This window comes from Lacibacter sp. H407, assembly GCF_037892605.1.
Taxonomy (GTDB): domain Bacteria; phylum Bacteroidota; class Bacteroidia; order Chitinophagales; family Chitinophagaceae; genus Lacibacter.
In genome coordinates this window covers 1096802-1121067 of record NZ_JBBKTU010000001.1, presented here as the reverse complement: position 1 = coordinate 1121067, position 24266 = coordinate 1096802, and the positions used below count along the sequence as shown (strand labels likewise).

The 24266-nt window shown below is 41.7% G+C and carries 24 protein-coding genes; 16 read left to right on the top strand and 8 right to left on the bottom strand.

Features of this window, described 5'->3' with window-relative positions; all coding sequences use genetic code 11:
• Nucleotides 1-42 precede the first annotated feature (42 nt).
• The 5 genes from WG989_RS04860 to WG989_RS04840 form a co-directional block, all read right to left on the bottom strand.
• Nucleotides 43-588 carry a DUF8685 domain-containing protein gene (locus tag WG989_RS04860; RefSeq protein ID WP_340427740.1) on the bottom strand — a complete coding sequence of 182 codons (546 nt, stop codon included), beginning with the start codon at nucleotides 586-588 and terminating at the stop codon, nucleotides 43-45.
• Between the two features lie 268 nt (nucleotides 589-856).
• Nucleotides 857-1330 (bottom strand): hypothetical protein, encoded by a 474-nt coding sequence (locus WG989_RS04855; protein WP_340427739.1) that lies wholly within the window; start codon nucleotides 1328-1330, stop codon nucleotides 857-859.
• A 177-nt stretch (nucleotides 1331-1507) separates the two neighbouring features.
• Entirely contained in the window at nucleotides 1508-1939 is a 432-nt protein-coding gene (locus tag WG989_RS04850) for a hypothetical protein (protein WP_340427737.1), read from the bottom strand.
• A 147-nt stretch (nucleotides 1940-2086) separates the two neighbouring features.
• Nucleotides 2087-3181 carry a DUF695 domain-containing protein gene (locus WG989_RS04845; protein ID WP_340427736.1) on the bottom strand — a complete coding sequence of 365 codons (1095 nt, stop codon included), beginning with the start codon at nucleotides 3179-3181 and terminating at the stop codon, nucleotides 2087-2089.
• Nucleotides 3182-3276: 95 nt separating this feature from the next.
• Nucleotides 3277-4116, bottom strand: a complete 840-nt coding sequence (locus WG989_RS04840; protein ID WP_340427735.1) for a class I SAM-dependent methyltransferase — start codon at nucleotides 4114-4116, stop codon at nucleotides 3277-3279.
• 86 nt (nucleotides 4117-4202) lie between these two features.
• On the opposite strand from WG989_RS04840, the gene WG989_RS04835 reads away from it, so the two are divergent.
• On the top strand, nucleotides 4203-4961 hold the full coding sequence (locus WG989_RS04835; RefSeq protein ID WP_340427734.1) for an FkbM family methyltransferase: 759 nt from the start codon (nucleotides 4203-4205) through the stop codon (nucleotides 4959-4961).
• A gap of 113 nt (nucleotides 4962-5074) precedes the next feature.
• Here WG989_RS04835 and WG989_RS04830 read toward each other — a convergent pair whose 3' ends face one another.
• Together WG989_RS04830 and purN are read right to left on the bottom strand one after the other, a co-directional pair.
• On the bottom strand, nucleotides 5075-5812 hold the full coding sequence (locus WG989_RS04830; RefSeq protein ID WP_340427733.1) for a hypothetical protein: 738 nt from the start codon (nucleotides 5810-5812) through the stop codon (nucleotides 5075-5077).
• A 64-nt stretch (nucleotides 5813-5876) separates the two neighbouring features.
• Nucleotides 5877-6440: a phosphoribosylglycinamide formyltransferase gene (gene purN / locus WG989_RS04825; protein WP_340427732.1), complete on the bottom strand. Its 564-nt coding sequence runs from the start codon at nucleotides 6438-6440 to the stop codon at nucleotides 5877-5879.
• Between the two features lie 199 nt (nucleotides 6441-6639).
• Here purN and WG989_RS04820 point away from each other — a divergent pair, with 199 nt between their 5' ends.
• Complete coding sequence (locus WG989_RS04820) at nucleotides 6640-7548, top strand: tetratricopeptide repeat protein (RefSeq protein ID WP_340427730.1); 909 nt, start codon at nucleotides 6640-6642, stop codon at nucleotides 7546-7548.
• A gap of 106 nt (nucleotides 7549-7654) precedes the next feature.
• Here the strand turns inward: WG989_RS04820 and WG989_RS04815 are convergent, their stop codons facing one another.
• Nucleotides 7655-7951: a DUF6787 family protein gene (locus WG989_RS04815; protein ID WP_340427728.1), complete on the bottom strand. Its 297-nt coding sequence runs from the start codon at nucleotides 7949-7951 to the stop codon at nucleotides 7655-7657.
• Nucleotides 7952-8197: 246 nt separating this feature from the next.
• On the opposite strand from WG989_RS04815, the gene WG989_RS04810 reads away from it, so the two are divergent.
• From WG989_RS04810 to WG989_RS04745, 14 genes are all read left to right on the top strand, one after another.
• Nucleotides 8198-9436, top strand: coding sequence for a c-type cytochrome (locus WG989_RS04810; protein WP_340427727.1), 1239 nt, complete (start codon nucleotides 8198-8200; stop codon nucleotides 9434-9436).
• A 94-nt stretch (nucleotides 9437-9530) separates the two neighbouring features.
• The gene (locus WG989_RS04805; RefSeq protein ID WP_340427726.1) at nucleotides 9531-12683 is read left to right on the top strand and encodes a TAT-variant-translocated molybdopterin oxidoreductase; all 3153 of its coding nucleotides are present in this window, start codon (nucleotides 9531-9533) and stop codon (nucleotides 12681-12683) included.
• Nucleotides 12684-12892: 209 nt separating this feature from the next.
• Complete coding sequence (nrfD, locus tag WG989_RS04800; protein ID WP_340427725.1) at nucleotides 12893-14335, top strand: NrfD/PsrC family molybdoenzyme membrane anchor subunit; 1443 nt, start codon at nucleotides 12893-12895, stop codon at nucleotides 14333-14335.
• Nucleotides 14336-14425: 90 nt separating this feature from the next.
• Nucleotides 14426-15016 carry a DUF3341 domain-containing protein gene (locus tag WG989_RS04795; protein WP_340427724.1) on the top strand — a complete coding sequence of 197 codons (591 nt, stop codon included), beginning with the start codon at nucleotides 14426-14428 and terminating at the stop codon, nucleotides 15014-15016.
• 10 nt (nucleotides 15017-15026) lie between these two features.
• Nucleotides 15027-15683 (top strand): c-type cytochrome, encoded by a 657-nt coding sequence (locus WG989_RS04790; protein ID WP_340427723.1) that lies wholly within the window; start codon nucleotides 15027-15029, stop codon nucleotides 15681-15683.
• Nucleotides 15684-15723: 40 nt separating this feature from the next.
• On the top strand, nucleotides 15724-17001 hold the full coding sequence (locus WG989_RS04785; protein WP_340427721.1) for a quinol:cytochrome C oxidoreductase: 1278 nt from the start codon (nucleotides 15724-15726) through the stop codon (nucleotides 16999-17001).
• Nucleotides 17002-17053: 52 nt separating this feature from the next.
• On the top strand, nucleotides 17054-18157 hold the full coding sequence (locus WG989_RS04780; protein ID WP_340427719.1) for a cytochrome c oxidase subunit II: 1104 nt from the start codon (nucleotides 17054-17056) through the stop codon (nucleotides 18155-18157).
• A 35-nt stretch (nucleotides 18158-18192) separates the two neighbouring features.
• On the top strand, nucleotides 18193-20007 hold the full coding sequence (locus WG989_RS04775) for a cytochrome c oxidase subunit I (protein ID WP_340427717.1): 1815 nt from the start codon (nucleotides 18193-18195) through the stop codon (nucleotides 20005-20007).
• 38 nt (nucleotides 20008-20045) lie between these two features.
• Nucleotides 20046-20966, top strand: coding sequence for a heme o synthase (cyoE, locus tag WG989_RS04770; protein WP_340427716.1), 921 nt, complete (start codon nucleotides 20046-20048; stop codon nucleotides 20964-20966).
• A 51-nt stretch (nucleotides 20967-21017) separates the two neighbouring features.
• Entirely contained in the window at nucleotides 21018-21587 is a 570-nt protein-coding gene (locus WG989_RS04765) for a cytochrome c oxidase subunit 3 (RefSeq protein ID WP_340427714.1), read from the top strand.
• Between the two features lie 34 nt (nucleotides 21588-21621).
• Nucleotides 21622-22293 (top strand): cytochrome c oxidase subunit 3, encoded by a 672-nt coding sequence (locus WG989_RS04760; RefSeq protein WP_340427713.1) that lies wholly within the window; start codon nucleotides 21622-21624, stop codon nucleotides 22291-22293.
• Between the two features lie 36 nt (nucleotides 22294-22329).
• The gene (locus WG989_RS04755) at nucleotides 22330-22758 is read left to right on the top strand and encodes a cytochrome C oxidase subunit IV family protein (protein WP_340427712.1); all 429 of its coding nucleotides are present in this window, start codon (nucleotides 22330-22332) and stop codon (nucleotides 22756-22758) included.
• An 86-nt stretch (nucleotides 22759-22844) separates the two neighbouring features.
• Complete coding sequence (locus WG989_RS04750; protein ID WP_340427711.1) at nucleotides 22845-23543, top strand: SCO family protein; 699 nt, start codon at nucleotides 22845-22847, stop codon at nucleotides 23541-23543.
• A gap of 21 nt (nucleotides 23544-23564) precedes the next feature.
• Nucleotides 23565-24143, top strand: coding sequence for a DUF420 domain-containing protein (locus WG989_RS04745; RefSeq protein ID WP_340427709.1), 579 nt, complete (start codon nucleotides 23565-23567; stop codon nucleotides 24141-24143).
• Nucleotides 24144-24266 lie beyond the last annotated feature (123 nt).

Here is a 24266-nt window from a genome sequence, read left to right as displayed (position 1 = left end):
TTTATGCGAAAAACAAAGGCCGCACTGGTGCGGTCTTTCTGTTTACTCTTCTTTGTTACTTTTTTCACCTACAAACCACTGTTCTTTGTTTTTGAACAGCACGTTGAAAGTGGTGAGTGAACCGTAGCAACGGGTAATATATTGCTGAATGTTTACTTTCTCTTCGTCGCTGAGGGTTTTGTTGCTGTTGATGTTTTGTTCCAACACACGCAAACGATCACGAAGCATCACAATTTTGTGAAAGAAATCTTCCACAGGAATTTCTTTGGGCTTGAGTGATTTGTCTTTGGGTTGCAGGAGCATGGTGCCGCCTTCCCATTTTTCGCCGAGCGGCACCACTTCGCTCACGCCATTCCACAAACGTAAAATTTTCAACAGCGATTTTTCTACTTCGCTGTGCGTTTCAATTTCTTCGGTTACATTTTCGGGGATTATCTCATCCAGTGCTGTATCGGTTTTGTCAATTTCTTTTATACCGCTGTGGATGAACGAAATTAAATACGTGGCGTAACGAATGCCAACGATCACACCGGGACCGTGTTGTGTATGTTGCAGGCGTGTGCCGATGCCGAGGTTTGTTTGTTCCATGTTCGAAAATTTTGGAAGAGCAAAGTACAACTGAAATGGGAAATGAAACAACTGTTGTTGCGATTCATACAGTTTTCGAAGCTGTCTGACCTTTGCAAGGTCCTGACAGCACTACCTCTCCGAATATCGGAGGCTGATGTCAGGACGTCGTTGAGACGTCAGACATCTTTGCAATGGTGATCAGCAATGATTGAATGAATGAATGAAAGATGAAGCCCGCCGTGGTTGTGTCGCTAGACCAACCACATGCACTTGTGTTGATGATTTCTTAAAATGAAAGCGGCTTGCCGTTTGATTTTTCTTTATCAAATATCGTATCTCTATTTTCTTTATCGCCTAGATGAGGTAACCGTCCCCAGCGTAAGGTTACGGCTGAGATATCCAGCTTTGAAATTATCACTTCTATAAAGTCCCTGTGTTCTTTTAAGGAGCCATCAAAAATTATTCTATTAGCATTATCAAAATTAATTTCGATTTGCTCAAATTGTTCCAACCCCCAGGTAGTTAGTGAATATGCTTTTATTTTGACTATTTGATCCAACGAAAACAACTTGGTATTGCGTGTAAACCTTACTTCAATTGTATCTTTCGAATATTTCAGATTGCCAATTGAGTGAGGATCAACATCACCGATATGACTTATTCTTACTTCTCGATTTAATAAAATTTTTCCATAGACTCTCCAAAGAAACCACATTACCAATATCAGACAGGTTATCAATATGTAAATAAAATTCTGCATAGTTAGTTACTTCTTACCCCACCCTCATCCAAAATGTCTTCCCAGTTTTTCTAACGCATTTGGGTTGATGATTTGTTTTTATGAACATGTTTGGTTGTTGATTGGTCAGGCGACTAACAATGGCGTAGGAAATAATATTAGTCATGCTTGTCGATCATGCGGCCAACGACGCCGTAATTAAAAATATTTCCAGTTGCCATTGCCATATTTAATTTTCTCAACTGTGAAATAGGGCGTCCCATGACAACTTTCGAAAAGGCCTTTCCTTGGATATTTATGAAGGCGGCCACTTAAAATAAAATTTTGAATGGTTTCATTTTCTTTGAACCGGGAATCATAGTAACTTCTCATGACAAAATCACAAAACTCTGAAAATCCTTTTTCTTTTGGAATTGGGAAAACGTCTCTGCCAATAATGAAATTAAATTTTTCGTTGTCAACTTTAATAACTTTCATATCTATGCTGCAGTCACCACATGCATACTGCATATAATTTGCAGTGATAGTGATAGACTCTTCATATTGCATTTCTTGTCGAACCTTAAAAAACAGATATAACAGTAAAAGAAGACTGCCAATACCAAACAATATCTTGAAAATTAATTTCATTTAAACGTTTCAATAGAAATGTCGACTAGTATCCGAAGCTTTGTGCAATGTTCAGCGATTGTAACACCAACAACGGCGACAGCACTACCTCTCCGAATATCGGAGGCTGATGTCAGGACGTCGCTAAGACGTCAGACATCTTTGCGATTATTTCTCCATAAACCTTTCAAATAATTGCCAATACTTGTCTTTATAAATATCGTACTCAATTTCAAAATTGGCAGAGTACGATTGCTGTACTTTATAAAACACTTTTGATGGTTTGCGAAAGTCTTTACAAGCGAAGTAGATTTCCCTCTCTCCATTTGCTGTTTGCCGACCAACGTTAAGATACCCATCTATGTCTTTAAGGTCTAGTGCGATTTCTTCTTCAATTTTATTTAAAAGCTCATAATCTTCATCACTTGGCATTCCGTTATTATTGATGCCATCATACTTAAGCGTTACGATAGCCATCCAGGGATGAGATGCTCTACTGTCCCACTCCAATAATTCGGTATTGATAACAGCAAACAATTTATTACCACTTTCCAGTTCGGCTTCGAGCATTGAGTAATTGTCGTTTTCTGTATTATAGCGAACTGCTTCATACTTTTCAACAAACTCTTTTTGACGCCAGTTAAGAAAGTCTTTCAGTTTTGAAATGGGAATTGGTTCTTTCTCTGCTTCTTGTGTGCCAACTATACTTATACTGTCGATGTTGTTAGCAAAATCAAGCTCACCTAAATAGTTGTCGAGAAATACATAAACACCGGTACTAATCTGCTTTCTGTTTTCATCAGTAAGATCATGATGAATAATTGAAATATCTACTTCATCAGGATAGGCAGGATTATCATTTGAATAAAAAAATAAGTTTGTGCCATTGAACTCATGACCAGACATGCTGATATTTACGTCTTCCAGATCAAGAGCAGGTTTTAATGCTGTAAATTTCCATCTGTCAATTTTTGGAGCAGAGCTTACCAGTTCTTCAACAAACACAATATTCTTTGTGTTTCCATCTGCTGTTATTACCAATTCAGCAGTATTATCATTGTACATACCCGTTACAAAGAAATAGCCATCTTTCAATTCGTCAATTTTTGGGGATAGCTTATCAAAGAATTGTTTTTCAATGTCTTTGCGAGTTTTAACTATAGTAAAGAAGGCAGCTTCATTTTTTACAAACCAAGCCCAAAAGTCATCGTATGATTTTATCGGTTCATCCTTTGTACCAAAAAATTTCTTTAAAAAACTCATTCGGCTGTATTTCGTTTATGTTTAATTGAATGTCTTTTCCGCTAGTTTACGAAACAATAATCCCTTTGACAAAATTTGTAACATTAATTTACTTCTCACTTCACCCTCCACCAAAACGATCCCCCATGCTTCTCCACTTCTGGTAACTCTTTCCACAAGGGTTCTAAAATTTTATTCAGTTCTGCATCTTCACTCATATAAAAATTCGGTGCAAGTATTTCGTAACGATCAGGATTACTCAACAACATCGCAGCCAGCATATATTGCTCGGCATAAAATCGGTCGCACATGTTTTGCGGATAATCGTACGGTAAATAAATATCATGCACCTGTACCACAACGCCTTTTTTCAACCGTGGCAGCAGTTCCAGAAAAAACCATTGCACATCGCTGTTGGCATGTAACAGATGCGAACCATCAAAGAACAACACATCATTCGGTTCTAAATTTTCAAACAACGAAAGCGGAACCTGTTGCAACGGAACGTTCAACCATTCATTCGCAACGGCTGTAATTTCTTTGCGTGGTGATGGATCGATACAGGTAATGGAAAACGAAAGTTGTTGTTCGGCTTTTGTTTTTGCAGCGATCTTTGTGCTGGTTCCGCTGCCGATCTCAACATATCGTTTTGGTTGCAGTGTTGTAAGCAAACTGTACAGCATCACCATATCAAGCCCGGGAAAAAAACTATTCTTCCACGAAGCAACTGTATGATCTGTTCCTTCGTTGATTGGAATAGCAACGAACTGTTGCTGATAGTGTAATACTGTTTTCAGCAATTGTGCATAGCTGTTATTATTTGCAGCGATCTGTTTATACAAGGCATCATGCGGTTGTTGTTTGCTGTACACGGGTGATGGCTGTATCGCATAATCAAGCAGCGCCAGTTTCGCCGGACGAAAAACCGCATTGTATATTTTTTTCAGCTGCTGCATGGTTGAATTTACAGCAAAGTAAATCTTTCTCTGTAAAAGAGGTTATCTTGCTGTTTTGGATCAATGAAGAAAACCTTTTACGCTTGATGATGGTTACGTTTTTCAATACCGGCATCTTATTGCGATTGAAACGTTTGGTAAAAAAACTGCCTGTTGCGTTGACAAAAAATCAACAGTACGACAGTCAGACCAAACAGATCATCCGGAAAGTATGCACTGCTAACAGTAACACGGTTGATGTAGGTACACATTCCGGCGATATACTCGATGTGCTGTTGCAACAATCGCCCAACGGTACACATTATGGGTTTGAACCATTGCCGGTTTTTTATCAATCGCTTCGCACCAAGTATCAGCAACAGAAAAATATTGTGTTATACGATCTGGCATTGAGTGATGCAAACGGCAGCAGCAGTTTCAACCATGTTACCAGCAACCCATCGTATAGCGGTATTAAAAAACGCACCTACGATCGTACCAACGAAACCGATGAAACCATTGAAGTAAAAACAGCGAGACTCGATGATGTGCTGTTGCAGCAAAACAAGAAGATCGATTTTATGAAGATCGATGTGGAAGGAGCGGAGTTGGGCGTATTGAAAGGTGCAACAGCGTTGATCAAACGGGACCGGCCGGTCATCATCTTCGAATGTGGATTAGGTGGTACTGATGTGTACGATACAACACCTGCTGAACTCTTTGCATTTTTTGCAGAGCTGGGTTATACCATTTCGTTGTTGAAGAATTATCTGAAACAGGAAGCAGCGCTTACAAAAACTTTGTTTGAAGAACAGTATTACCTGAAGCTGAATTATTATTTTGTAGCGGTTCCATTAGAGGAATAATGCTTCACGCAGAGTTGCAGAGAAATAGAAAACATCTTTGTGTTCTTTGTACAAATTACTTCGTGTTCTCTGTGCTACTGCATTTACCAAGCTCATCGCTCACAGTTCGCCTTCTACAATCCCTTCTCTTTCTGAAACTCTTTTGCCGCCGTTTGAATGTAGAGAAACAATTCAATATCGATCACCTGCGACAGAATATCATAATCAGGTTTGTAACGCCGGATAAATTCATCGAGCAATGGTCCGTCCTGTAAGGTCGTCAATCGTTGAATGATGGTTTTATTAAAACGATAATCCACATATTTATTTTGTTCTTCACGGATCAAACGTTCCTGGAAACGGGCCATGCTTTTGTTGCGGCGGAAACGAAACACATTGATGAGTGCATCCAGATCGATCCCGGCACTCATGCCAGCTTCCGGATTGGAACCGGAGAAACGGACCCCGCCTTTATCGAAATTGAACACCTTATCATATTGAACACGATTGTCAATGGAATCCTGTCGACGGTTTTTTCCATACACAATAATTTCTTTCAACTGTTTGTAACGGCCGGGCACATGCATTTGAATGGAAATATCAAACGCAGCCATATCACGAATAGATGCAACAGAAAATTTTTGCGTAGGACGATTATTAAAGAAAAAGAAAACAGAATCCTTGGCGCCTACATAAATGGAATAGTTGCCGGCACTGTCGGTAAAACTCATGGTGCCGCAGGTACAGATCACCTGCACATCCATCACGAGGTTGCGTTTGGTACTGTCGTACACGGTGCCGCTGAGTTGAATTTGTGCAACACTGCTTTTTGCCAGAAAGAATACAATGATATAAAGGGTAAGTTTTTTCAAAACTGCTGCAATGATAATCGCTAAAACTGAAAAAAGCGGAGCTTGCTGATATTTTAGGAAGCTTTTACGAAACCAATTCTTCGATCACTGTTGCATAATGCCGGTGTTCCAGTTCATGAATGCGTGCAGCTAATGTATCAGGCGTATCATCGGGCTGCACTTTGCAGGTTGCCTGAAAAACAACTTTGCCATGATCGTACAACTCATCCACCAAATGAATACTGATGCCGCTTTCGGTTTCTTTATTCTGAATTACTGCTTCGTGAACAAAATGGCCATACATGCCTTTGCCTCCATATTTTGGTAACAGGGCCGGATGAATGTTGACGATCTGTTGCGGATAAGCCTGGATCAATGCCGCCGGCACTTTCCATAAAAAACCAGCCAATACAATAAAGTCGATGGCGATTGCCTGCAGTTCATCTACATAGGCATTGCCACGAAAGAATTGTTCTTTGTCTAGAAGCAGGGTAGGAATATGATGTTCTTCGGCGATCAACAATACACCTGCATGCGGTTTGTTGCAAACAATCAGGGCTACCTTCACTTTCGTGTGATCCTGAAAATGTTCAATGATCTTTCGTGCATTGCTTCCTGCACCCGATGCAAAAATGGCGATCTGTTTCATGTATATAGTTGGTTGAGTCAGGCCGCTCCGGTTGGCCGATCGATTGATGGCTGAACCATCACCGTTAGCCGCAAAATTGTAACTTTCTTCTGAGAATTAGTGAATTAGTATCTGTTCAAACAGAAACAGTTGCTTGGCGCATATCAAGCGTATAATTATTATCTTACACCTGAAAATTTCATACCCCATCATCTCTCCCATGCAAAACTTGATACTGTTTCTATTTCTGTCCTTTTCTGTACAAACCCTTTCAGCCCAGCCTGTCATTTGTAATGGTAAGACTTATCCGCCGCTCAGCTTTTCAGCAGCAGCTATGCAGAAAATGGAGGCCGATCTGCAAGTAGCCAAAACAAACTACGAAGCCGATGGTTCCAATGCTGATAATATAATATGGTATGGCAGGCGGCTTGCTTATATGGGCCGCTACGATGAAGCCATTGCCATTTTCACTCAGGGAATTGCAACGCATCCAAACGATGCAAGAATGTATCGCCATCGTGGCCATCGTTACTTAACCACCCGTTGTTACAGGAAAGCCATTGCAGATTTTGAACAGGCAGCGTCGCTCATCAAACGGAAAAAAGATGAAATGGAACCCGATGGAATGCCCAATGCAAAGAATATTCCTACGAGCAGTTTGCATTCCAATATCTGGTATCATTTAGGGTTGGCGTATTATCTCACAAAGGATTATCAGAAAGCAGCAGCAGCTTACAAAAAATGCCTCGCTGTTTCCAATAACCCAGATATGTATGTGGCCACTGCCAACTGGTATTATCTTACGTTGCGGAAGTTAGATAAAGACAAAGCAGCGAAAGCGTTGTTGCAAACGATTAACCGGGAAATGGAATTGATCGAAAACACCGATTACCTCACCATCTTACTGATCTATAAAGAACAGCAGAATGCTGCGGCCGTCCGTACAAAATTTCTGGATAGAGACCTTACGGGCACGCTTTCAAACGCCACCATTGGTTTTGGACTTGGGAGTTATTTCCTGAGCATCGGTAAAATAGCGGAAGGGAAAGATATTCTGCAGCGTGTAATTGCCGCACCGCAATGGGGAAGCTTTGCCTATATGGCTGCGGAAGTGGCGCTGGAAAAATAGGAGTCTGTTCCGTTTCAAACACTTTTTACGACTAACTTTTATAAGTTCTTCAAATAAGCTGGCCTTGTGTGTGGCAAAGTCCCCCTTTGGGGGAAATGAGGGGGCGTTAGGGGGCCGGTGTTTTGGATTTCAACCCCATCCGTTGCCCCATTTTCTTCAAATAGCCCGTAAAAAACTTGAATTGCCCAAACGGGATACTGATCAGCAGCACCATCATCGGCCAGATAAGGGTAACCAATAAAATATACACGGGGATATAGATCCAGGGAGCTTCAATGCCAAACAGCGGCATAATGCGTTTGCCGAGGTAACCGGTAAAGCTGCCGCCAATGGCAAAGGTGCAAAGGATCAGCGCCAGTTGCAACGGACCGACTTTCCATTTATTTCGCAGCTTTTCAAACATCAAACAAAAATCGGGGGAAAAACTTTGTTTAACAACAATCGGGCATCGAAAAAACTTTATCGAACAAAGCCTTCCATTATTTTCAGGATGAATTGAAAGCAAATTGTTCGGCAAGATGTTCATTGTCAAGTCACAACTAAGTAAAATTTTTTTTGAAACTGTGGATATTATGTCAGTATCCTCCCCTATTTTTGCAGCCTGTATAACAGGATATTCTTCCTAATCACAATACGGTTCCAGAACGTTATGAATCAACCAAAATTACTTCTCCGACAGTCGTTCACGCTCTGCCTGGTTTTCATTTCCTTATTGATTGGTAATAAATCATTTGCACAAGATGGTAAAGCACTGTTTCAAACAAACTGTGCCAGCTGTCATGCCGTTGGTAAGAAATTGACCGGTCCGGCATTGAAAGGTTTTCAAGAACGAGGCTCTTGGAGTGATCGGAAAAAGCTCTACGCTTGGGTGAAAAACCCAGCGGGCTATGCGAAAACAGATGCATACGCTGCCAACTTGATCAAAGAATACAATGGTGTATTGATGACAGGCTTCCCAAGTTTAGCCGAAGCCGAAATTGACGCTATAGCTGATTATATAATTAATTTCAAAGACCCAACTCCACCAACTCCACCTCCTGGCGGTGGCGAACCGGCAGAAGATAACTCACTTCTCTTCGGTATCCTTGCTTTGGTATTGGCCATCGTTGCTCTCATTTTATTACAGATCAACAGCAACCTGAAAAAATTAACCGACGAGAAAGATGGTGTGGTACGTGGTGAGCCGGTTGCTTTCTGGAGAAACAAAGCTTATATCGCTACCGGTATTATCCTGTTGTTTTTAGTGGGCGGTTACTTTACTATTCAAGGTGCAATTGGACTGGGTCGTCAAACCAGTTATCAACCGGAACAACCGATCTACTATTCACATAAAGTACACGCCGGTATAAACCAGGTAAACTGTTTGTATTGCCACGGTGGTGCAATGGAAGGCAAGCATGCAAATATTCCAAGTGTGAATGTTTGTATGAACTGTCACATGGCCATCAATGAATACAACGGTGAAAAAATGTTCCGTGAAGATGGTACAGAAGTAAACGGTACTGCGGAAATTCAAAAACTATACGACTTTGCAGGTTGGGATCCTGCTGCTAATAAATACACTGGAAAAGGCAAACCGATCGAGTGGATCAAAATCCACAACCTGCCTGACCATGTTTACTTCAATCACTCCCAACATACCAAAGCAGGTGGGGTACAATGCCAAACCTGTCATGGTGAAATTCAAAATATGGGTGAAGTGTACCAGTTCAGCAATCTGAGCATGGGATGGTGTATCAACTGTCATCGTGAAACAAATGTAAAGTTCCAGGAAAATGGATTTTACAGCATGTACGAGAAGTTTCACAACGATATTAAGAATGGCAAAATGGACAGTGTAACCGTTGAAAAGATCGGTGGTACAGAATGTCAAAAATGTCACTACTAATAATTTGAACATTTGAAAATGTGCTGATGTGTTATTGAAATCATTTTCAAATTTTCAAATTCTCAAATTTTCAAATTAGCTATCAACCAAGCATATGAGTAAGAAAAAATATTGGCAAAGTTTCGGAGAGCTGAACAATACAAAGGCATACGTGAATGATGCGGAGAATGAGTTTAAAGAGGACTTGCCTTTTGAAATGGATGATAACGGAGCCAAAACGCCACGCCGTGATTTCTTAAAATATCTCGGCTTCAGCACGGCTGCTGCTACATTGGCTGCCAGTTGCGAAATGCCTGTAAAAAAGGCCATCCCTTTTCTCAACAAACCTGCTGATATTGTTCCCGGTGTTGCGAATTACTATGCAACTACCTACGTGTTAGATGGTGATGTAGTGCCGGTGTTGGCGAAAGTAAGAGATGGTCGCCCCATCAAACTGGAAGGAAATGAAATGGGCTTTACCAAAGGTGGTACTTCACAGCGTGTACAGGCATCTGTACTCAGCCTGTACGATACAGCCCGTTTGCGTTACCCCATGGAAAAAACGGGAGATGGTTTTAAAGAAGCGCCAACGTACGAAGCAGTTGATAAAAAAATTGCAGCAGCATTGGCTACTGCAGCAGGCAAGCAGATCGTATTATTAAGTTCAACCCTGAACTCTCCTTCTGTTGCTGCCATCATTGAAGAATTCAAAGCAAAATATCCAACGTTCAAGCATGTAACATACGATGCGGTTTCTTACAGTGGTATGTTGCAGGCCAACGAAGCAACGTTTGGTCAACGTACAATTCCATCTTACCATTTCGATCAGGCAAAAGTGATCGTAAGCTTTGGTGCCGATTTTCTCGGAACCTGGTTGAGCCCTGTAGAATTTGCAAAGCAATATGCTACGGGTCGTAAGATCGATGAGAAGAACCCAACCATGAGCCGTCACTTCCAGTTTGAAGCGATGTTCAGCATGACGGGTGCAAGTGCCGATGAGCGTTATACACACAAGCCAAGTGAACTCGGCGCAGTGTTATTGAACTTATATGCAAAAGTTGGCGGTGCAGTTACAGCTCCTGCTATTACTGATAAACGTTTAGCTGCAGGTATTGATGCCGCAGCCAAAGAATTATTGGCTGCAGGTGGTAATGCATTAGTAGTAAGCCGTAGTAACAATGTAAATGCACAAATTTTAGTAAATGCCATCAACGCACAAATTGGTGCTGTTGGTAAAACCATCAACTTCGGTACAACAGTGAACTACCGTAAAGGGGTAGACGCTGATATGGAGCAACTGGTAACTGATATGAATGCAGGTGCAGTTGGTGCTGTGTTAGTATATGGTGCAAACCCTGTGTACACGTACTACGATAAAAAGAAATTTGTTGACGGTTGGAAAAAAGTAGGTCTTACTGTTTCATTCAATGAAATTGAAGATGAAACAACTGAACAATGTCAGTTTGTATTGCCTGCTCATCACTATCTCGAAAGCTGGGGCGATGCCGAAGCAAAAAGTGGCTATCTCTCTTTCATTCAACCAACCATTCATCCGTTATTTAAAACAAGAGCGTTTGCAACTTCATTGTTGAAATGGAGCGGCAGTGCTGAAGCGGATTACGAAACATACTTTAAAAATTACTGGATCACGAAACTCGGTGGACAAACTGCATTCGATCAGGCATTGCGTGACGGTGTAATTGAACCTGCCACTCCGGTAGTTGCAGGTGCAAGCTTTAATGGCGGCGCAGTTGCTGATGCTGTTGCAAAACTCAGTGCTGCTAAAAAAACAGGCAAGCACGAATTGGTGATCTATCAAAAAGTTAGTATTGGCGATGGTAAAATGGCCAACAACCCATGGTTGCAGGAAATGCCTGACCCCATTACCCGTGCATGCTGGGATAACTATGCGATCATCTCTGTTAAAACAGCTGAAGAATTTGGCTACAAAGCAGATGATGATTACGAAGTAAATCCTCCGAAGCCTGTATTAAAAATTACTGTTGCCGGAAGAGAGCCGATCGAACTTCCATTGCTCATTATTCCTGGTATGAACAGCAGTACCGTTGCGATAGCAACCGGTTACGGCCGCAGTGAAAAAGTAGGACGTGCAGCAAAAGGAGTTGGTAAAAACATTTATCCGTTTGCAAGTTTTAATGGACAAACATATGATCTTACTGCTGCCGATGTAACTATCGAGAAGACTGATAAGATGTACGACATTGCGCAGATGCAAACGCACAGCACGTACGGTAATCGTGTGGAAGTAGTAAAAGAAACAAGTCTCGCTGTATTCAAAAAAGATCCCAAGCATTTCATTAACGAACGGATGGCTGAGATCAAAGATTACGGTGGTGTAGATAATTTAGAAGCAGAAGGTACCATGTACCCTGTGTACGATAAGCCCGGCATTAAATGGGGAATGAGTTTAGACTTAAACCTTTGTAATGGTTGTGGTGCTTGTGTAGTTGCCTGTAGCGCCGAGAACAACGTTTCTGTTGTAGGTAAAACTCAGGTGGCAAAATATCATGACATGCATTGGTTACGTATCGACCGTTATTTCAGCGGTGATATGGAAAACCCGGATGTTGTGTTCCAGCCAATGCTTTGCCAACACTGTGATAACGCTCCTTGTGAGAACGTTTGTCCGGTGGCAGCAACCAACCACAGCAGCGAAGGTTTAAATCAAATGACCTATAACCGTTGTATCGGTACAAGATATTGTGCCAACAACTGTCCTTATAAAGTACGCCGCTTTAACTGGCACGACTGGAATGGTGCGGATAGCTTTAAAGACAATCAGAATCCATTGATCGAAAGCGGAAGGATTAATGAGGTAACACTTGATATGAACGAAGACTTAACACGTATGGTGTTGAATCCTGATGTTACTGTGCGTAGCCGTGGTGTAATTGAAAAATGTTCTTTCTGCGTACAACGTTTACAGGAAGCTAAATTGACAGCGAAGAAAGACAGCCGTCCGATGGTTGACAGCGATATCAAAACTGCATGTCAGCAGGCTTGTCCTACAAACGCAATTGTGTTTGGTAATGTGAATGACAAAGAAAGTGAGATCCGCAAAGTGCGTACAACAGAAGCAGCCAACCGTACTTATTATGTATTGGAACAATTACACGTATTGCCAAACGTAAGTTACATGGCGAAACTGCGTAATACCGATCGTACAGTAGGTAATCACGAAGAAGAAGGCGGACATGGTGAAGCACATTCTGAAGCAAAAGAAGCGGCAACTGAAGCAGCACATTAAGCCCCATCCCCTAAAGGGGAGTAAGTTAACCGTATGGAATGTTTTTAGATAAAAACAGAAGAGCGTTTGAAAGGGGTGGATTTGTTGAAGTGAATTAAAAAGTTGAAGTGTGCGACGCAACAGAAGACGAACAAAGAATCTGACGCTAAGTACAAAACATAAAACCAAAGCTGGCAGCGAATAGCTGAAAGCGAAAAGCGAAAACAAGTATGTCATTACTAAGGTATGAATCACAGGTACGGGAACCATTGGTTGATGGTCATAAAACCTACCACGATGTTACAGAGGATATTTGTAAGCCGGTGGAAGCTGCGCCCTCACGTTTATGGTGGGTAGGTTTCATTATTTCGGTGGCACTCCTCTTGTTTGGTGTGGTGAGTCTTTATAAAGAAGTAGTGTACGGTACGGGTATGTGGAACCTGAACAAAACCATCGGCTGGGGTTGGGATATCACCAACTTCGTATGGTGGGTAGGTATTGGTCACGCCGGTACATTGATCTCTGCGATCTTGTTGCTCTTCCGCCAGGGATGGAGAACGGGTGTAAACCGTGCGGCTGAAGCCATGACCATCTTTGCGGTTATTTGTGCGGGCCAGTTCCCGATCTGGCACATGGGTCGTGTGTGGATGGCCTTCTTCGTAATGCCTTATCCAAATACACGTGGTCCTTTATGGGTGAACTTTAACTCACCATTATTGTGGGACGTATTTGCGATCTCTACTTACTTTACAGTTTCTCTTTTATTCTGGTATAGCGGTTTGTTACCTGATATGGCTACGTTGCGTGACCGTGCAAAAAAGAAATGGGCAAAAGCATTTTATGGTGTTGCTTCTTTCGGATGGTCAGGTTCTACCAAACACTGGCAACGTCATGAAAGCTTATCATTGGTGTTGGCTGGTTTGAGTACACCACTTGTATTGTCTGTACACACCATCGTATCGTTTGACTTTGCCACGTCGGTTATTCCCGGATGGCATACTACCATCTTCCCTCCTTACTTCGTTGCGGGTGCCATCTTCTCCGGTTTCGCCATGGTGCAAACCCTGATGTTGGTTACACGGAAAGTGATGCAGCTGGAAGATTATATTACCATCAGCCACATTGAAAATATGAACAAGGTAATTGTACTGACCGGTTCCATTGTGGGCTGTGCATACTTAACTGAGTTGTTCATGGCATGGTACAGTGCGGTGAAATATGAGCAGGATATCTTCTTTAAATATCGTATCGCCGGTCCTTACGGATGGAGCTATTGGTTGATGATGACCTGTAACGTAATTACACCACAGTTGTTCTGGGTTAAGAAATTGCGTCGCAACATTGCCTTCACTTTCTTAATGAGTGTGGTGGTAAATATTGGTATGTGGTTCGAGCGTTTTGTGATCATCGTATCATCTTTGTATCGTGATTACTTACCATCATCGTGGTCGGTGTACTATCGTCCAACCATTTGGGAAATTGGTTTCTACATGGGATCATTTGGATTGTTCTTCACTTGTTATTTCCTGTTCTCTAAATACTTCCCGGTAATTGCCATTGCTGAGATCAAACACATTCTCAAGAAAAATGGTGAAAGCTATAAAGAACAAATGGACGGAATTGAAGAACAGTCGGTTGAAGAGTTTGCAAAAGAACATGCGCATTCACACTAAGCCTATCTGAAAAGAGTAAGAATAATCGTTGATAAGAAAATAGGTTCACAAGCTCGCAGCTCACAGCTAAAAGCTAAAAGCGAAAAAAATATGTCTGTAAAAAAATTTGTAGTCGGCTGTTTTGATGATGAAAAAACGCTGTTCCCTGCGGTAAAAAATACCCGCAAGGCAGGTTACAAGATTCATGATGTGTACACGCCCTTCCCGATCCATGGTTTAGATCATGCAATGGGTTTGCGTGACACCAGCTTACACACAGCCGGTTTTATTTATGCAATGACCGGTACAACAACTGCCTTAACATTTATGAGCTGGGTGTTTACCAAAGACTGGCCTATGAATATTGGTGGTAAACCACATTTGCCTTTGCCGGCTTTCATTCCGATCGTGTTTGAATTAACGGTATTGTGTGCGGCTGTTGGTATGGTGCTGACTTTCTGCTACCTCTGTCAGCTGGCTCCGTTTGTGCGGAAAGATCATTTCCACCTGCGTGCAACAGATGATCTGTTTGTAATGCCTATCGAGATCACCGAAAAAACAAATATCGAAGAAGTAAAAGCATTCTTTCAAAGTGCGGGCGCAGTAGAAGTGTTTGAGAAAGATGCAGAGACCGGCTGGTGGTTAGGTCGCTACGACAAAACAAGAAAAGCATTTGAAAAAGAAGAAATCGTTACAGCATAAACATATTGAAATGCGTTCAACACAGATTGTTACAATTGGATTGGTTACAGTAGTATTGGCAGCAGCGTCCTGCAACAATGGTCCACGTCGTGAGCCGGGTAAGATCTATATGCCCGATATGGCGTACAGCCGTGCAGTAGAAACCTATGCTGATCATAGCCATCTGAAAGATGCCGGTATCTACTACGATGCAACTCCGGTTGCAGGTACTGTAAAGCGTGGTGATGTTGCTTATTTCCCATTAGCAATGGACAAAGTTGGTGATACTGCCAATTATGTAGCATCAAAGCAGGTTCAAAACCCTTTACCTGCTCTGAACGATAAAGAAATTATTGAAGCAGCAAGACTATATAAGATCAACTGTGGTATTTGCCACGGTGAAAAATTAGACGGTAACGGTCCTATTTACAATGGAGGTAATGGCCCTTATCCTGTTGCTCCAAAAAACTTAGTGGCTGATCCCGTGGTATCAAAAATGCCGGAAGGTCAAATGATGTACTCAGTTACTTATGGTAAAAACCTGATGGGTAGTTATGCATCGCAACTGAGCACAAAGCAACGCTGGATGATCGTTCGTTATATCAAGCAATTGCAACCGGGAGGCGCTCCGCAAACTGCTGCGCCTGCAACTGCACCTGCGGCCGATTCAACAACAGCAACAAAGTAAATTATAGACCAAACTAACATTCAACTATAAACGAAGTTCAATGGCACTGAAAGAACAATTTGAAATACCGGGCGGATTAAAAAAATGGAGCTATGCATTGATGGGTGTGGGTGTGTTAACACTCATCCTCGGTATTATATTTCTGCATCCGTTTTCCGGCGGTCATGGCGAAGCACATGGTGAAGAAGCCTATGGCGCAACCAAATTCTGGATGGCGCTGATGCATAACAGTATCTATTGGTTACTGGTGGTTGCAGCCAGCTTTTTCTTTATTGCCGCCACAACATTGGCACAGGCAGGTTGGCCCTTGGTGTTCCGTCGTGTACCGGAAGCGATCTCCGGTGGTTTGAATGTATTAGGGCCGGTTACACTCGTTATTCTGTTGGCATATGTGTGGATCTCCGATGATCATCATATTTACCACTGGAAAGATGCAGCGCATCTCGACGAAAAATTACAAGCGAAAAGTGGATTTTTAAATCCAACTTTCTATACGGTTGTTTCAATTGTTGCGGTTTCCTTGTGGATCTGGTTCCGTAACTGGTTCCGTAAACTTTCTATGACAGAAGATATGTCGGTGCAGAAATCAACAGCGAATTATTACAAAACATTAGCTGTTTCTGCTGCCTTCCTTGTAACATATGGTTTAACAGTATTGAGTACGCTTCCATGGTTGTGGTTGATGAGTATTGATGCGCATTGGTTCAGCACTATGTACAGCTGGTACACATTCGCCAGTTCATGGGTAGCCGGTATTTCACTCATCATGTTATTTGTGGTGTATTTAAAGAATCATGGTTACCTCGAATTTGTGAACGAAGAGCATATCCACGATATTGGTAAGTTCATGTTTGCCTTTTCGATCTTCTGGACCTATCTCTGGTTCTCACAGTTCATGTTGATCTGGTACAGTAACCAACCGGAAGAAACCGCTTACTTCATCGATCGTTTGGGTTATGGCGGAAAAGGTGATGGTCCGTTCAGGGCAATGTTCCTGCTCAACCTCATCATCAACTTCCTGGCGCCGTTGTTAATTTTAATGCGTCGTGGATCAAAGCGTAGCTATACAGTTGTTACATTGATGTCAGTAATTATCATCTTCGGCCACTGGTTGGATTTCTATCAAATGATCACACCGGGTCCGTTGAAAGAATTGGGTAAAGATTCAAATCCCATCAGCCATTTTGTGTACAGCCTTGGTATTGCAGCAGGATTTTTAGGATTGGTGATTTTCCTTACGGCCCGTTACCTCACCAAAGCATCGTTGTTACCAAAGAACCATCCGTTGGTGAAAGAAAGTATTATTCATCATACCTGATGATTGAACAAAGAAAAAAGAATTGACGAACTATAAATAATTTGCGCAAGCTATGAGTACTACAACATATCTGGTAATAGCAGCAGCCCTTCTGGTGTTTATTGTGATCTTTCAAATCGCAAAGGCCAGCGAGTATGTAAGTGTGTTAAAGGGAGAAGAGAGTGCCCGTAAACAAAACAATCGTATTAACGGATTTTTGCTGTTGGGTTTTATGATCCTTGGTTTTATTGGCGTGTACTACTGCAACAAACTGTTGTATAAAACAACGTTGTTTCCACAAGGGGCTGCCTCTGTTGAAGGTGAAGAGATTGATTTTATGTTTATGATGACAACGGCTGTTACCGGGTTCGTATTCGTGCTTACGCAGTTCTTCCTGTTCTACTTTGCATGGAAATACCAAGAGAGAGAAGGTCGTAAAGCATACTTCTTTCCGCACAATAATAAGTTGGAATTGATCTGGACAGTTGTGCCGGCAATCTTTTTAACGGTGTTGGTAGTATTCGGTTTGAAGTTTTGGTTCCGCATTACATCCGATGCTCCGAAGGGTGCGTTAGAAGTTGAAATTGTAGGAAAGCAATTTGGATGGATGATGCGTTACCCCGGAAAAGATAAATCGTTCGGTAAAACATATTTCAAAGTGATCAGTGATGAGAATAGCAATCCTTTCGGACAGATCTGGGAAGACAATGCTGATCTGAAACTGAAAGCTGACCCTACCAACTTTGATGATGTGGTAACCACACAAACCATGTACATCGTAAAAGACCGTCCGGTGAAATTGATCATAGGTAGCCGTGATGTAATTCATGATGTTGGGTTGAACCATTTCCGTTTAAAGATGGATGCAGTGCCTGGTATTCCAACCACACTTTGGTTTACACCGAAGTACACCACCAAAGAAATGAAAGAGCGTACGGGCAATCCGAATTTTGCGTTTGAAATTTCCTGCGATCAGATGTGCGGCAACGGCCATTACTCAATGAAAGGAATTATTGAAGTAGTTACACAGGAAGAATTTGATGTGTGGATGGCAAAGCAAAAGCCAAACTATTATGCGGCATTTCCTGATAAAGATCCATCGGCTGTAAAACCGGCTGCTGATTCAACTGCTGCAGTGCCTGCACCTGCAACTCCGGTTGTAGCCATGAATAAATAATTGTATAGTCAACAGAATTGAATAAAAAAGAGATTATGAGTAACGAGACATCACACGTACACACTTCAGTAGTAAGCGTTCCGCATGAAACGCATGACGAGGTGCATCATGGTCACCACCATGAAACGTTTTTGACGAAGTATGTTTTCAGCCAGGATCACAAAACAATTGCAAAACAGTTTTTGATCACTGGTATGTTCTGGGCATTGCTGGGAGGTTTGTTCTCTGTTATCTTCCGTTTGCAACTGGGTTATCCGGATGCACGCTTTCCATGGATGGAAACATTGTTAGGCGAGTGGGCAAAAGGCGGACAACTGCAGGCAGAAGCTTATTATGCATTGGTAACCATGCACGGTACCGTGTTGGTGTTCTTTGTATTAACAGCAGGCTTGAGTGGTACGTTCTCTAATTTCTTAATTCCTTTACAGGTGGGTGCACGTGATATGGCGTCACCATTTTTGAATATGCTTTCTTACTGGTTCTTCTTTACTGCCAGTATCATCATGTTGTCTTCTTTGTTTGTACAAACAGGGCCGTTCAGTGGTGGTTGGACAGCTTACCCTCCGTTGAGTGCATTGGGTGAAGCATCACCTGGGTCTAAAGTGGGGATGGATCTATGGCTTGTATCAATGGCATTATTCGTAGTATCATCATTACTTGGTGGTTTGAACTATATCGCAACCGTATTGAACATGCGTACAAAAGGTATGAGCATGACAAGGTTGCCACTCACTATCTGGGCATTCTTCTTTACAGCAGTATTGGGTGTATTATCATTCCCGGTGTTGTTCTCAGGGTTTATCTTATTGATCTTTGACCGTCACTTTGGAACAAGTTTCTACTTAAGTGATATCTATATAAACGGACAGGCTTTACCGAACGAAGGTGGTAGTGCAATTCTCTATCAACATTTGTTCTGGTTCTTAGGTCACCCTGAAGTGTACATCATTCTGTTACCGGCGATGGGCATGGCTTCAGAAATTTTATCGGTGAACAGCCGTAAACCAATCTTTGGTTATATGGCAATGATCGGATCATTATTTGCGATCACGATTCTGGCCTTCCTGGTATGGGCGCATCATATGTTTGTTACGGGATTGAATCCGTTCCTCGGAGCATTCTTCGTGTTACTTACTTTGTTGATCGCTGTACCAAGTGCTATCAAAGTATTTAACTGGTTAACTACAATCTGGAAAGGAAACATCCGCTTTACACCTGCTATGTTGTTTGCATTGGGTTTTGTGAGTTTGTTTATCTCCGGTGGTTTAACGGGTATCTTCCTTGGTAATTCTGCATTGGATATTCATCTGCACGATACATATTTCGTAATTGCTCACTTCCATATCGTAATGGGTGTGGCAAGTATGTTCGGAATGTTTGCAGGTATCTATCATTGGTATCCGAAAATGTATGGCCGTTATCTCAACAACACACTCGGCTATATTCACTTCTGGGTTACAATGATCGGTGCATACCTCATTTTCTGGCCAATGCACTACCAGGGTTTAGCGGGTGTGCCACGCCGTTATTACAAATTTGATATTTGGGAATCGTTCAAACATTATGATACGCTCAATAAGTTTATCAGTATTGTAGCCATCATTGTATTCCTTGTGCAGATCCTGTTTATCATCAACTTCTTCTACAGTATCTGGAAAGGAAGAAAAGTAACCACACAAAATCCATGGGGCGCCAATACATTGGAGTGGACCACACCGATCAACCCCGGCCATGGTAACTGGGCTGGTGAAATTCCTGAAGTACATCGTTGGGCGTACGATTACGGAAAAGATGGACAAGAATTCATTCCGCAAACCACACCGGTTGGCGCTGATGAAAGCAAACATTAATTGAACAGACACCAGGTGTCATTAGGATAAAAAACAAATTGAGCAGTCAACCGGAAGATAAGAAACCAGTGAAGTTTGGGGTGATGGGCAAAATTGAGGACTATAAACAGCTCATCAAGTTTACGCTCAGTTTTACAGTGGTGTTCAGCAGTGTGATCGCTTACATGTTGGCGCCAAATGTAGTGGAGTATGATTTTGGAAGTATTCTGCTGTTGTTCCTTGGAGGTTTACTGGTAACAGGAAGCGCCAATGCGATCAACCAGATTACAGAAAAAGATACAGATGCAGTGATGAAGCGCACGGGCAATCGTCCTGTGGCAAGTGGAAGAATGAGTGTGCAGGAAGCAACAGCATTTGCATTCATTGCTGCGATCGTTGGCTCTTTGATCTTGGGATTATATTTTAGTTGGTATGCTGCAGGTTTAGCGCTGCTGAGTTTATTTATTTACAGCTTTGTATATACGCCGTTAAAAAAGGTAAACTCGATTGCTGTACTTGTAGGTGCAATACCAGGAGCCCTTCCCTGTTTGATCGGATGGGCCGCAGCATACAATGAGGATGAGTTTTCATGGACGGGTGGCTGGATATTGTTCGCCATACAGTTCCTTTGGCAATTCCCTCATTTCTGGGCCATTGCATGGGTAGCCCATCAGGATTACAGCAAAGCCGGATTCAAATTGCTGCCATCGCAACAAGGACCAACTAAATTTACAGCCATCCAGACAGTTATTTATTCTTTGTTGATGATACCTGTTGGGATGTTGCCTTATTTCTTTAACATGAGTGGTATTGTAAGCATGTGGATATTGGTTGCAGCAAACATGTTTATGGTGATGCAATGTGTGCGGTTGTATATCAACATGGATGTAAAGAGTGCAAGAAGAGTTATGTTCAGCAGTTACATTTATCTGCCGATCGTGTTACTTGCGTTGCTTGCCGATAAAATTGCACAGCAATAAATGAAAAGCAGAATTGCTCAAAAGCAATTACTTATAAAAAGCGTTTGAAAGATGGAGAAGGTTATGAGTAGCGAACGAACACAAAAAATGCATCCACATAAATTTACCTTGTGGATCGCCATTGGAAGTATTACAATGATGTTTGCCGGTTTTACCAGCGCATACATTGTAAAGAGTAACCAGGCAGGTTGGGAAGCTGTGCAAGTGCCGAAGATCTTTTATTTATCAACTGCATTGATCGTTGTAAGCAGTTTAACCATTTACCTGGCACAAAGAGCAATGGCCATAAGGGAAATGGCGAGGTACAGGATGTTGATCACAATAACAGCGGTGTTAGGCTTGGCTTTTATAGCAACACAGTTCATTGGGTTTTCAGAATTGTGGTCAAACAAGATAACGTTGAAAGACAGTATTGCGGGATCGTTCTTTTATATTATTACCGGTGTGCATGCGCTTCACGTAGTGGGCGGTATTATTGCATTGGCGGTTTTGTTTTTCAGGGCGTATAATCCCAAAACAAAATATTATAGTACAGCACCTGTTGAAACAGCAGGATTGTACTGGCACTTTGTTGATTTGTTATGGATCTACCTGTTTGTATTTTTCTTACTGGTAGCCTGATAACTGTAAATTGAGAACAAATAAAAACTGATAAATGGCACAAACAGTAGCAGCAAACACAAAATGGTGGAGCGGTGGTAAAAGCCCGTTCAATGTGGAGTATGGCAAGTTGATGATGTGGTACTTTTTAATGAGTGATGCATTTACATTCGGCGCATTTCTGATTGCGTACGGAACTGTACGTGTATCGAGTATTTCATGGCCCGATCCAAACTTTGTGTTTCAATCGTTCCCGTTTCTGGGTAATGGATTACCATTGGTGTTTGTGAGTTTAATGACATTTATTCTCATCGTAAGTTCTGTTACCATGGTATTGGCTGTTCATGAAGGCCATCATGGAAATAAGAAGGGTGTGATCAAGTGGATGATCTGGACCATTATTGGCGGACTTGCTTTCTTAGGTTGCCAGGCTTGGGAGTGGACACATTTGCATCATGAAGGTGCATGGTGGGGTCGCAATCCTTTTCCGAATGCAGATGGTACTGTAGCTTCCAGTAATTTTTCCAACTTCTTCTTTACCATTACAGGCTTCCACGGTTTCCACGTATTCTCCGGCGTTATCATCAATATTATTGTAACATTGATGGCATGGAGAGGAGTTTTCGAACGCCGCGGCCATTATCTGATGATCGAGAAGATCGGATTGTACTGGCACTTTGTAGACTTGGTGTGGGTATTTGTATTTTTATTCTTCTACCTCGTTTAACCTTTTACACAAATCATTCATTGAAATAATTGATATATGGAACATCAAACATTTGGCGGTGAAGTAACAATGCCTCACGATGCACCGGGCGACGATTCAAAAAAGCGGATCTGGAAAACGACCTGGATACTTTCCGGGATCACACTCGTTGAACTTGGATTCGGTTATTTACTATATGCAACTGATTTTGGCGATGGCTTAACCATGGCTATTAAAGGATTGATCGTAATCCTTTCGCTGGCAAAAGCATTTTATATCGTTTCGATCTTTATGCATCTGGGCGATGAAATACGCAACCTGATCATGACCATAGTAGTGCCATTGGCTTTATTCATTTGGTTTATCATTGCGTTTTTATGGGATGGTAATTCATGGAAGAATCTCCGTAACGAATACCGACCATTGGATCCGGTGAAGTATGAACAAAAAGCAGAACCGGCCACACACGAAGGTGGATTGAAATAAAAGAGTTTCAGTAATTCATTCGTCCCGGTTTTCCTTTCACAAAAGGAATATCGGGACATTTTTTTAAGCAGAGCAGGAACAAGTGTATGAGTAAAAAAGGAATTTTTGGTTTATTGCTGGCAGTAGGTATTCCGGTAGCAGCCTACATGATCGTGAAGTATGCAAGTGAGGATGCTATCAACATGCCCCGCCATTATTTTTTCGATTCAGTATCTGAAAAAACAGTGAAGGGTAAGTTGGTGAAAGATACAGTGTGGCACAAGGTGGAGAATTTTACATTTACCAATCAACTTGGAAAGTTGGTGAGCGCCGATTCTCTCAAAGGAAAAATACTGGTGGTGGATTATTTTTTTACACGCTGTCCCAATCCATGCCCCACATTAACACGTAATATGAAGAAGATGCAGGATGCGTTTTTAAAAACGGATTCGCTCGTTCATTTTATTTCCTTTTCAGTTGATCCGGCAAGAGATACCGTGGAAGCATTGAAACGTTATGCCGATAAATACAAAGTGCGCCATAGCAACTGGTGGTTTTTAACCGGAGATAAGAAAGCGATCTATGATCTAGCATATAATGAATTTAAAGCAGCCACGATTGATGGCGGCGAAATTGATACCGCCTTCCTGCATACCAGTAAATTTTATCTGTTAGATAAAGACCGAGTGATACGTGGCTGGTATAGTGGTACAGATACAGTGGAAATGGCAAGAATGGCAAGAGATATTGGCTTGCTGTTTTTAGAAAAAGATAAAAAGAAAAAAAGAAACCTATTTCGTAAATAAAGAAACCAAGAACGATCACTTATGTCGTACAGCAGCAGCGGACAAAGACGTGGGAGAGCCTTACCTCCATCCATTCAAAAAAATGATAAGCTTGCTTACATCCTCATATTCACAGTTAGCATAATTGTATTTGTGGCGGTTGCTTTTCTTAGTCGTATTGAGGTAAAGGTGAATCTTGGATTTGATAAACATATTTTTGCACGGCTGAATGCACTCATCAATACGTTTGTTGCATTGTTGCTGTTGGGTGCTTTATATGCTGCGAAAGATAAACGTTACCGTACACACAAGAAGCTGATGTTATGGGCAATCGGCTTTTCTGTTTTATTCCTTGTCTCTTATATCTGTCATCATCTGTTTACTGGCGAAACAGCCTATGGCGGAAGTGGGTTAGTAAAGATTGTTTACTATTTTATTCTCATCACACATATTGTATTGGCTGGTTTAATTCTTCCTTTTATTTTATTTACAGCCTATCGTGGATTAACTGCTGAATTCCATAAACATAAAAAACTTGCACGCATTACATGGCCATTATGGTTTTATGTAGCAGTAACAGGTGTGATCGTATTTCTGATGGTGAGTCCTTACTATACGTAAGCATTGTGCACTAAGAGTTTCTACTTATTATTAATTGCATCGGCTATAGTTCGTATTTTTTCCTGCGTACAACAACAATATCAATAAGAGAACATGTTGTAATTCAAGTGTTTTCTGCAATAC

Excerpts from the sequence above, each read along its gene's own strand:
- WG989_RS04810 (WP_340427727.1), top strand. The coding sequence starts at position 8,198 with ATGAATCAACCAAAATTACTTCTCCGACAGTCGTTCACGCTCTGCCTG.
- WG989_RS04805 (WP_340427726.1), top strand. The coding sequence starts at position 9,531 with ATGAGTAAGAAAAAATATTGGCAAAGTTTCGGAGAGCTGAACAATACA.
- WG989_RS04755 (WP_340427712.1), top strand. The coding sequence starts at position 22,330 with ATGGAACATCAAACATTTGGCGGTGAAGTAACAATGCCTCACGATGCA.
- WG989_RS04855 (WP_340427739.1), bottom strand. The coding sequence starts at position 1,330 with ATGCAGAATTTTATTTACATATTGATAACCTGTCTGATATTGGTAATG.
- WG989_RS04775 (WP_340427717.1), top strand. The coding sequence starts at position 18,193 with ATGAGTAACGAGACATCACACGTACACACTTCAGTAGTAAGCGTTCCG.
- WG989_RS04845 (WP_340427736.1), bottom strand. The coding sequence starts at position 3,181 with ATGAGTTTTTTAAAGAAATTTTTTGGTACAAAGGATGAACCGATAAAA.
- WG989_RS04790 (WP_340427723.1), top strand. The coding sequence starts at position 15,027 with ATGCGTTCAACACAGATTGTTACAATTGGATTGGTTACAGTAGTATTG.
- WG989_RS04850 (WP_340427737.1), bottom strand. The coding sequence starts at position 1,939 with ATGAAATTAATTTTCAAGATATTGTTTGGTATTGGCAGTCTTCTTTTA.
- WG989_RS04785 (WP_340427721.1), top strand. The coding sequence starts at position 15,724 with ATGGCACTGAAAGAACAATTTGAAATACCGGGCGGATTAAAAAAATGG.
- purN (WP_340427732.1), bottom strand. The coding sequence starts at position 6,440 with ATGAAACAGATCGCCATTTTTGCATCGGGTGCAGGAAGCAATGCACGA.
- WG989_RS04820 (WP_340427730.1), top strand. The coding sequence starts at position 6,640 with ATGCAAAACTTGATACTGTTTCTATTTCTGTCCTTTTCTGTACAAACC.
- WG989_RS04840 (WP_340427735.1), bottom strand. The coding sequence starts at position 4,116 with ATGCAGCAGCTGAAAAAAATATACAATGCGGTTTTTCGTCCGGCGAAA.
- WG989_RS04760 (WP_340427713.1), top strand. The coding sequence starts at position 21,622 with ATGGCACAAACAGTAGCAGCAAACACAAAATGGTGGAGCGGTGGTAAA.
- WG989_RS04765 (WP_340427714.1), top strand. The coding sequence starts at position 21,018 with ATGGAGAAGGTTATGAGTAGCGAACGAACACAAAAAATGCATCCACAT.
- WG989_RS04750 (WP_340427711.1), top strand. The coding sequence starts at position 22,845 with ATGAGTAAAAAAGGAATTTTTGGTTTATTGCTGGCAGTAGGTATTCCG.
- WG989_RS04860 (WP_340427740.1), bottom strand. The coding sequence starts at position 588 with ATGGAACAAACAAACCTCGGCATCGGCACACGCCTGCAACATACACAA.
- WG989_RS04780 (WP_340427719.1), top strand. The coding sequence starts at position 17,054 with ATGAGTACTACAACATATCTGGTAATAGCAGCAGCCCTTCTGGTGTTT.
- WG989_RS04815 (WP_340427728.1), bottom strand. The coding sequence starts at position 7,951 with ATGTTTGAAAAGCTGCGAAATAAATGGAAAGTCGGTCCGTTGCAACTG.
- WG989_RS04795 (WP_340427724.1), top strand. The coding sequence starts at position 14,426 with ATGTCTGTAAAAAAATTTGTAGTCGGCTGTTTTGATGATGAAAAAACG.
- nrfD (WP_340427725.1), top strand. The coding sequence starts at position 12,893 with ATGTCATTACTAAGGTATGAATCACAGGTACGGGAACCATTGGTTGAT.
- WG989_RS04835 (WP_340427734.1), top strand. The coding sequence starts at position 4,203 with ATGATGGTTACGTTTTTCAATACCGGCATCTTATTGCGATTGAAACGT.
- WG989_RS04745 (WP_340427709.1), top strand. The coding sequence starts at position 23,565 with ATGTCGTACAGCAGCAGCGGACAAAGACGTGGGAGAGCCTTACCTCCA.